This is a genomic window from Actinotalea ferrariae, from assembly GCF_019733465.1.
In the GTDB taxonomy this organism is placed as follows: Bacteria; Actinomycetota; Actinomycetes; order Actinomycetales; family Cellulomonadaceae; genus Actinotalea; species Actinotalea ferrariae_A.
Genome location: NZ_JACVQL010000012.1, coordinates 1 through 8301, shown reverse-complemented (window position 1 = coordinate 8301; position 8301 = coordinate 1). Strand labels below are relative to the sequence as shown.

General features: G+C 76.3%; 8 protein-coding genes and 1 pseudogene. 2 read left to right on the top strand and 7 right to left on the bottom strand.

Annotated features, from left to right (window positions below; all coding sequences use genetic code 11):
* The coding region (locus ICW40_RS01050) for a M15 family metallopeptidase (RefSeq protein ID WP_221651938.1) at positions 1 to 672 on the top strand (672 nt) is incomplete at its 5' end.
* Positions 673 to 713: 41 nt separating this feature from the next.
* Here ICW40_RS01050 and ICW40_RS01045 read toward each other — a convergent pair.
* Positions 714 to 1532: an RDD family protein gene (locus ICW40_RS01045; RefSeq protein WP_221651937.1), complete on the bottom strand. Its 819-nt coding sequence runs from the start codon at positions 1530 to 1532 to the stop codon at positions 714 to 716.
* Between the two features lie 79 nt (positions 1533 to 1611).
* Here ICW40_RS01045 and ICW40_RS01040 point away from each other — a divergent pair, with 79 nt between their 5' ends.
* Positions 1612 to 2607, top strand: a complete 996-nt coding sequence (locus ICW40_RS01040; protein WP_221651936.1) for a stage II sporulation protein M — start codon at positions 1612 to 1614, stop codon at positions 2605 to 2607.
* A 52-nt stretch (positions 2608 to 2659) separates the two neighbouring features.
* On the opposite strand, the gene ICW40_RS01035 is transcribed toward ICW40_RS01040, so the two are convergent.
* The 6 genes and pseudogenes from ICW40_RS01035 to ICW40_RS01010 form a co-directional block, all read right to left on the bottom strand.
* Positions 2660 to 3817 (bottom strand): winged helix DNA-binding domain-containing protein, encoded by a 1158-nt coding sequence (locus ICW40_RS01035; RefSeq protein ID WP_221651935.1) that lies wholly within the window; start codon positions 3815 to 3817, stop codon positions 2660 to 2662.
* A complete protein-coding gene (locus ICW40_RS01030; protein ID WP_221651934.1) occupies positions 3814 to 4167 on the bottom strand; it encodes a YciI family protein in 354 nt (117 codons plus the stop codon). Before ICW40_RS01030 ends, ICW40_RS01035 begins: the two co-directional genes overlap by 4 nt.
* Positions 4168 to 4306: 139 nt before the next feature.
* The gene (locus ICW40_RS01025) at positions 4307 to 5581 is read right to left on the bottom strand and encodes a glycosyltransferase (RefSeq protein WP_221651933.1); all 1275 of its coding nucleotides are present in this window, start codon (positions 5579 to 5581) and stop codon (positions 4307 to 4309) included.
* 80 nt (positions 5582 to 5661) lie between these two features.
* The gene (locus ICW40_RS01020; RefSeq protein ID WP_221651932.1) at positions 5662 to 6954 is read right to left on the bottom strand and encodes a DUF58 domain-containing protein; all 1293 of its coding nucleotides are present in this window, start codon (positions 6952 to 6954) and stop codon (positions 5662 to 5664) included.
* A 20-nt stretch (positions 6955 to 6974) separates the two neighbouring features.
* A complete protein-coding gene (locus ICW40_RS01015; protein WP_221651931.1) occupies positions 6975 to 8078 on the bottom strand; it encodes an AAA family ATPase in 1104 nt (367 codons plus the stop codon).
* Positions 8075 to 8301: pseudogene (locus ICW40_RS01010) on the bottom strand (DUF4350 domain-containing protein); the annotation flags it as partial. The gene ICW40_RS01015 and the pseudogene ICW40_RS01010, both read right to left, overlap by 4 nt.

Genomic DNA, 8301 nt, shown 5'->3' with positions numbered 1-8301 from the left:
GGCTCCCCACCGCGCGAGACCGTCCCCGCCGCGCTGCCGACCGTCCGCGCGGCGCCACCGGCCCCTGCGGTCGCCGCGGCCGCGCCGGCGGTCGCGCTGCCGATGTTCCGCTCGTCCGTGGGGCCGATCACCCCCGAGCTCGCGGACCGGATGACGCCGTCCTCGTGGCGCGAGGGCTGCCCGGTCCCGCTCGAGGACCTGCGGTACGTCACCGTGAGCCACGTGACGTTCGACGGCTCGGTGGCAACCGGTGAGGTCGTCGTGCACGCCGACGTGGCCGACGCCGTCGTCGAGGTGTTCGCGTCGCTCTTCGCCGCGCGGTACCCGGTGCGGTCGCTCCGCCTGGTCGACGACTTCGGCGGGGACGACGACGACTCGATGGCGGCGGACAACACGTCGGCGTTCAACTGCCGCGCGATCACCGGCGGCACGTCGTGGTCGGAGCACGCGTACGGACGGGCGATCGACCTCAACCCGGTCGAGAACCCGTACGTGCTGGGCCGGCACGTCGCGCCGCCCGCGGGCCGGGCGTTCGCCGATCGCCCCGACGCCCCGGGCGTCATCCACGACGACGACGTCGTGGTGCGGGCGTTCGCCGCGGCCGGCTGGCAGTGGGGCGGCCACTGGGACGGGCCGGTCGACTACCAGCACTTCAGCGTCTCGGGACGCTGAGCACCGGGCCGCTCACCGCACCGGACGTGCCGCGGCCGCCGTCAGACCGCCGGGTCGGGCACGGCGTGCGGCAGGCGGTGCAGCAGGACCGCCTCCTGCGCCGCGGCGCGCGCGGCCTCCGACGCGTGGACGAACTCGCGGTCCCGGCGCTCGGCGAGGACGGCCGCGATGAACCGCTCGGGGTGGGTGCCCAGCGGGGGACCGGGGGCGACGTAGCGCTCCATCTCGCCCGCGATCTGGTTGCCGAGCCGCACGCGCGACGCCGGGTGCAGCGTCGGGGCCCGCCCGAGGAACTGCCGCGCCGAGAGGGCGAGGCCGTCGGGCAGCCGCCGGATGTCCGCGTTGCGCGCCCACGCGGTCAGCTCGTGCGGCATCGTCAGGGGCGGCAGGGCGCGCTGGCCGCCGCGGACGCGGACCGCGTACGTCCCCGCGAGCATGTCCCCGACGCGCTTGCCCTTGGGGTGCGCGAGCGACGCGATGATCGCGATGCCGCCCGAGGTGAACCACAGCTCCAGCACGCCGACCAGCGCGCGGATGATCGCGTGCCGCACGCGGATCGGGCCGCCGTCGTCCCGCACGACCCGCAGGCCGAGCGCGAGCTTGCCGAGCGACCGGCCGCGCGTCAGCGTCTCGACGGTCGCGGGGATGACGACCAGGATCATGACGACGATCGTGATGGCGAGCGCGGCCCCGGCCGCGTCGTCGAGGTCCTGCCCCGCCGTGAAGGCGATCATGGCGACCACCACGCCGACGAAGCCGAGCGCGACGACGTCGATCAGCGCACCGAGCATGCGCGTCGCGAACGAGGCGGGCCGGGCGTCGAGGGCCACGCCCTCGCCGATGACGATCTCGTCCTGCACCCCGCCGCCTCCCGCACCTGCGCACACACCGTGGTCCGCTGAGCAGGAGAGTACCGGGCGGTGTGGCACGCTATCCGCCGTGGACCTCGACGCGTTCTCCGCCGTGCACGCGCCGACGTGGGCCCGCCTCGACGAGCTGTCGCGCAGGTCCGGGCTGAGCGGCGCCGAGGCCGACGAGCTGGTGCGGCTCTACCAGGAGGTCGCGACCCACCTGTCGACCGTGCGGTCGGTCGCACCGGACCCGTCCGTCGTCTCGCGCCTCTCCGACGTGCTCGGCCGCGCGCGGTCCGCGATCGCCGGGTCGCACGACCCCTCGTGGTCGGACGTCGCGCGCTTCGTCCGGGTCGTCCTGCCCGTCGCCTTCTACCGCGTGCGCTGGTGGACGGTCGCCGTCATGGCCGGCTTCTGCCTGCTCGCCGTCGTGGCCGGCGTGCACGTCTACCACGACGCCGACGCGCAGGCCGCGATGGGGACGCCGAGCCAGCTCGAGCAGTACGCCGAGGAGGAGTTCGCGAACTACTACTCGAACTACCCGGGCGAGAGCTTCGCGGCGCAGGTGTGGACCAACAACGCGTGGATCGCGGCCCAGTGCGTCGCGTTCGGCATCACCGGGGCGCTGCCGCTCTACGTCCTCATCCAGAACGCCGTGGGCGTTGGCGCGGCGGGCGGCGTGATGGCGCTGCACGACGGGCTCGGCGTGTTCTTCAGCCTGATCCTCCCGCACGGGCTCATGGAGCTGACCGCGATCTTCATCGCGGGCGGCGCGGGCCTGAAGATCTTCTGGACGATCATCGACCCGGGCGGCAGGCCGCGCGGGCGCGCGCTGTCGGAGGAGGGCCGCTCGCTCTTCGTCGTCGCCATCGGGCTGGTCGGCGTCCTCGGCATCTCCGGTCTGGTGGAGGGCTTCGTCACGCCGTCGCCGCTGCCGTGGTGGCTGAAGATCGTCATCGGCGCGCTCGTGCTCGCCGCCTACTGGACCTACACGCTCGTGCTCGGCCGCCGGGCCGTCGCCGCGGGCGAGACGGGCGACCTACGGGCCGACCAGAACGTCGACCAGCTGCCGCTCGCCGCCTGACCGCGGGGCCGGTGGGCCGCGACGCCCGGACCTCAGGCCTGCCGCCTGCGACTCACGCGGTGATGCGGACCTCGTGCCTGTCGGCGTCGTCGGCGACGAACCGTGCGAACGCCTCGCCCTCCGCCACGACGTCGGCGTGCTGCGCGGCGGTGAGCGGCTCGAAGGGCGTCACCTCGAGGACGGCGGGTGCCGCGCGCCCACGCCGCACCGCCCAGGTCCCGCGCACGAACCCGTCCACGAGCACCCGGCCGGGCACCACGCCGTTGGGCGAGCGGACCCTGGACCGGTACGCCTCCTCGATGATCCGCGTCCGCTCGGCGTGCGCGATCCAGACCTCGTCGTAGTCCGCGAGGAACCGGACGGGCGCCGGGGCGTCCGTCGCGGGCCGTGGGCTGCCCGGCACGTCGAACAGCTCGCGGCCGGGCCGGCCCGTCGCCGTGCTCGCCCCGCGCGACACGTCCAACCCGTCCCGCAGGCGGTCGACGACGCGCCCGAGGCCGGTCAGCCCGCACCAGTACTGCACGTCCGCGGTGCTCGCCGGCCCGTAGGCCGCCAGGTAGCGCAGCACGAGCCGGTCGAGCGCGGCCTCGCGGGCCGGCCCGTCCGCCGCGAGCGGCTCGGGCTCGCGGCCGAGCCACGCACGTGTCGTCGTCCACGCCGTGGCGGCGGACCGCCCCCAGACGCCGCGGGGGGTCACCTGGACCAGCGCGAGCGTGCCGCGGGCCGCCGTCGCGAGCGCCGACGGGTCGGTGTCCCATCGTTCCGCGAGGCGAGCGCCCAGCCGCTGGGGGGTGAGCGGCTCGTCCTCGACGACGTCGCGCGCGGCGGCGGCCAGCTCGTCGAGGTCGACGTCGCGCAGGGCGGGTGCGTACGTCGGGTTCGTCCGCAGGTCGCGCACGAGGAACGGTCGCAGCAGCTCGGGGAGCTCGAGCGCGTCCTGCGCGGTCAGCAGGTGGATCGTGCCGCGCATGGCGACGACCCGGACGACCCGCCGGTCGAGCAGCGCCTGCGAGAGGTCGTCGTGCGTGAAGCCCTCGATGCGGCTCCAGAGCGTCGTGTACGACGTGGACGGGTTCTGCGCCTGCAGCCCCGCGAGGCGCTCGACGACCCGCTCGACGACGCCCGGGCCGCCGGGCGCACGCGCGAGCAGGTGCTGGCGCGCGAGCAGGGCGCGGTTGAGGTCTCGCGCCTCGAGGACGGGCGCCGTCACGGGAGCGAGCGCACGACACCGCCGCTGTGGACGGGCCGCACCTCGACGCCACCGCCCTCGCGCAGCACGGGGTTGGTGCGCGCGATCGCCAGCGCCGCGTCGAGGTCCGGCGCCTCGATCACGTAGAAGCCGGCGACGACGTGCTCCGCGTCGACGAACGGTCCGGGCGTGGTCGCGCCGGGACGCAGGGACGTCGCCATGTGCCGTGGCGTCAGCGCGTAGGCCGCGAGCATCGCGTCCGCGGCCTCGAGCTCGTCGGCGTGCATGTCGCACGACTCCGTGTCGGCGGGCGTCGCGTCCGGCGCGTGCGCGGAGTCCGGTGCGTAGATGAGGACGGCGTACTGCGCCATGCGGCTCTCCTCCGGGTGGGCGATCCTCCGGCATGGTGGCACAGGGCGGTCACGCCTCGGGAGGGGCGGCACGCGGCTGCCTTCCGGGGCGGGCGCTCCGCCGGCCGTGGAGCGACGGTCGTCCGCGCGAGGGCTCCGGTCAGGCCGTGTGCGCCTCGAGCAGCGAGGCGGCGGCGGGGGTGCCGCCCGCGGCCCGAAGCTCGGCGCCGAGCCGGGCGGCCGTCGCGCGGTAGGACGGGCGGTCCAGGACCTCGCGGCAGGCCGCCGCGATCGCCGCCGGGCGCGGTGTCCCGGTGCGCAGGTCGACGCCCGCACCGTGCCAGCCGATGTGGGCGGCGATCTCGGGCTTGTCGAGGTCGCCGCCCGCGACGACGAGAGGCACGTCGTGGCGCAGCGCCTGGAGGACCCCGCCGTAGCCGCCGTTGGTGACCATGACAGCGGTCCGGGGGAGGAGGCCGCCGTAGGGGACCATCTCGGCGACGCGTGCGTTCGCCGGGAGGGGGCCGGGAAGCGGTGCGGTGCGGTGCCCGAGCCCCACGACAACGAGCACGTCCTCGCCGGCGAGCGCCTCGAGGCTCGGCAGGACGAGGTCCTCCGGGTCGACGTTCGCCGTCCCCTGGGTCACGTGCACGACGGGGACCTCGCTGCGGACGACGTCGTCCCACCAGGGCGGGAGCCCGTCCGTGGGCACGGGCGCGCCGTCGTCCGTGAGGTCGCCCACGAACCGGACGTGCGGGGGCAGGTCGGAGCGCGGGTAGTCCAGGCCCGGCACGCCCGAGGCGACGACGAGCTGGGGCGAGAACCACATCGTCGCGAACGTCTCGCGGTCCGGCGGCAGCCCCACCTCGCGGCGGGTCCGGCGGTAGAGCCGGGTCAGGGCGGCGGTGCCGGCGTTCGCAGCCGCGCCGAGCACGAGGTCGCGTGCGCGGCCGACCGGGCCGGTCCCGGGGGTGAGCCCGAGGCCGGTCGGCGGGATGCCCTTCCCGGGCGGCCAGACCGCGATCGGCGACACGGTCGCCCAGCGCGAGCCGAGGTGCTCGGCCGCGAAGCGGGTGCCGAGCGCCATGGGGTCGCCCGCGAGGAGGTCCCACGGGCGCTCCTCCCACGCGGCGAGGAGGTCGGCGCACTGCGCCGGAGCGGTGCCGAGGAACAGGTCCTCGAGGTTCACGAGCAGCTGGCGGAACCCCTTGGCGCCGCGCATGCGGGGGAACGTCGCTGCGAGGTCGCGCTCGTCGAGGTCGGGCCCTGCCCGCCACGGCACGCCGCGGGCACCGACCTCCTCGAACGCGGGCACCCAGGCGCGCCCCGTGTGGACGCGCACGTCGTGCCCGCGGCGGACGAGCTCTGCCGCCACCGACCGCAACGGACGCGCGTGGCCCGCGAACGGCATCGCCGTCAGCATGACGTCGGCCATGCCGGGAGTATCGCACCGGTCCCCGGACCGGCATCGGCGCCCGGACCGTGGGGGAGCGCCGGTCGGGGCGCCCCCCTGCCTCAGAGCCGGCCGGCCGCCTTGAGCGCGAGGTAGGTGTCGGCGAGGCGCGGTGCCAGGTCGTCCGGCAGCGCGTCGACGACCTCGACGCCGCGCTGGCGCAGGCGCACCGTGACGGCCGCGCGCTCGAGCTCGGTGCGCTCGGCCGCGGCGGCGTCGAACACCCGCTCCGAGGTGTCGCGTGCGGTGCGCAGCGCGGCGACCTCCGGGTCGGCCACCGACGCCAGGACGACCGTGTGGTCCTTGGCGAGCGGCGCGACCACGGGCAGCAGCCCGTGCTCGACGGCCGCGGGCTCGAGCGCGGTGAGGAGCACCACGAGGGCGCGCTGCGACAGCCGCTGACGCACGGCGGCCACGACCCCGGGCCAGTCGGTCTCGACGAGGCTGGGGTCGATGGGCGCGAGGGCGTCCGCGAGCGCCGGCAGGAGGCGCGGGCCGCCGGCACCGGCCACCTGGGCGCGCACGCGCCGGTCGAACGCGACGAGGTCCACGCGGTCGCCCGCACGGGCGGCGAGCGCGGACAGCAGCAGCGCCGCCTCGATCGACGCGTCGATGCGCGGGAGGTCGCCGATGCGGGCCGCCGACGTGCGCGCCGTGTCGAGCACGATCATCACGCGCCGGTCGCGCTCCGGCCGCCACGTCCGCACGACGACCTCGTTGCGGCGCGCGGTCGCCCGCCAGTCGATCGAGCGGACGTCGTCGCCGATGACGTACTCACGCAGCGAGTCGAACTCCGTGCCCGCCCCACGCACCTGGACGGCCGTGCGCCCGTCGAGCTCGCGCAGCCGCGCGAGCCGGCTCGGCAGGTGCCGGCGGGACGCGAACTCCGGCAGCACGCGCAGCCGGCCGGGCACCGCGACGGAGACCTGGCGCCCGGCCAGTCCGAGCGGGCCGACGGTGCGGATGGTGACGCGGTCCGCGAGGCGGTCGCCGCGGCGGGTCGGCACGAGCGCCGTCACCACGCGGCCCGACTCGCCGTCGGGCAGGTCGACGCGGTGCCGGTTCGGGCCCGTGCCCGCCGAGGGCTGCCACGCGTCGCGCACGAGCGCGCGCAGGCGCCGACCGGACCGGTTGGTCAGGGTGAGCGTCGACCGCGTGCGCTCGGTGAGCCGCACCGACGCCGGCACGCTGCGCGCGACCGAGACCCGCCGCGGCGAGGCCGCCAGGGCGATGTCGAGCGCGCACAGGAGCACGACGAGCAGGCCCCACGCGAGCGGGACGACCGTCACGGGGACGAGCAGCACCGGGATCGCGCCGAGGGCGGTGAGCAGGACCGCCCGCCAGGTGATCGCCATCCGTCAGACGTCCGGCCGGCTCAGCGCGGGACCGGGACGGCGGCCAGCACCGTGTCGAGCACGCTCTCCGCGGTGACGCCCTCGAGCTCGGCCTCGGCGCGCAGCTGGACGCGGTGACGCAGCGTCGGGTGCGCGAGCGCCTTGACGTCGTCGGGCGTCACGTAGCCGCGGCCCGACAGCCAGGCCCAGGCGCGCGAGGTCGCGAGCAGCGCCGTCGCGCCACGCGGCGAGACGCCGAGCGACAGCGACGGTGACTGCCGGGTCGCACGGCACACATCGACCGCGTAGCCGAGCACCTCGTGGCTGATCTGCACGCGCGCGACCTCGGCGCGCGCCTGCGCCAGCTGCGCCGCGTCGGTCACCCGCCGGACGCCGGCCGCGGCGAGGTCGCGGGGGTCGAAGCCCGCCGCGTGGCGACGCAGCACCTCGACCTCCTGGTCCCGCTCGGGCAGGGGGAGCGTGAGCTTGAGCAGGAAGCGGTCGAGCTGGGCCTCGGGCAGCGGGTAGGTGCCCTCGTACTCGACCGGGTTCTGCGTCGCGATGACGAGGAACGGGTCGGGCAGCGGCCGGGGCGTGCCGTCGACGGAGACCTGACGCTCCTCCATCGCCTCGAGCAGGGAGGCCTGCGTCTTCGGCGGCGTGCGGTTGATCTCGTCGGCCAGCAGCAGGTTGGTGAAGACCGGGCCCTCGCGGAACGAGAACTCGGCCGTGCGCGCGTCGTAGACCAGCGAGCCGGTGACGTCGCCGGGCATGAGGTCCGGCGTGAACTGCACACGCTTGGTGTCGAGCGCGAGGGCGGTGCTGAGGGTGCGCACGAGCAGCGTCTTGGCGACACCCGGCACGCCCTCGAGCAGCACGTGCCCGCGGCACAGCAGCGCGATGACCAGTCCCGTGACGGCGGCGTCCTGCCCGACGACGGCCTTGCCGACCTCGGCGCGGAGCGTCGCGAGGCTCTCGCGCAGCTGCGCGGAGGGCGTGAACCCGGCACCGCCGGCGTGGGCGTGCTGCTGCGGCGCGGCGTGCGGCGCCGGCTGTGCCGGAGCCTGTGCCGGCGCCAGGGGCGCCGGGGGTGCGGGCGGCCCGGTCGTGGTGGGGGTCTGCTGCTGCCAGGTGGGTTCGGTCACGTGCGATGAACCTCGCTCTCGAGCTCGTCCAGCTGTCGGGCCAGCAGGAGCAGCCCGGCGTCGTCGTGGGGTGGTGGACCGTACAGCAGGCCGGCGACCTGCTCCGTGCTGCGCCCGGTGGCGCGGGCAAGGGCATCGATGACGTCCGGCGCCCCGGCCGAGCGGGGGAGGCCGAGCCGCGCGGCTGCGCGGCGGGCGACCCCGGCCCGCAGGGCCGCGGCGG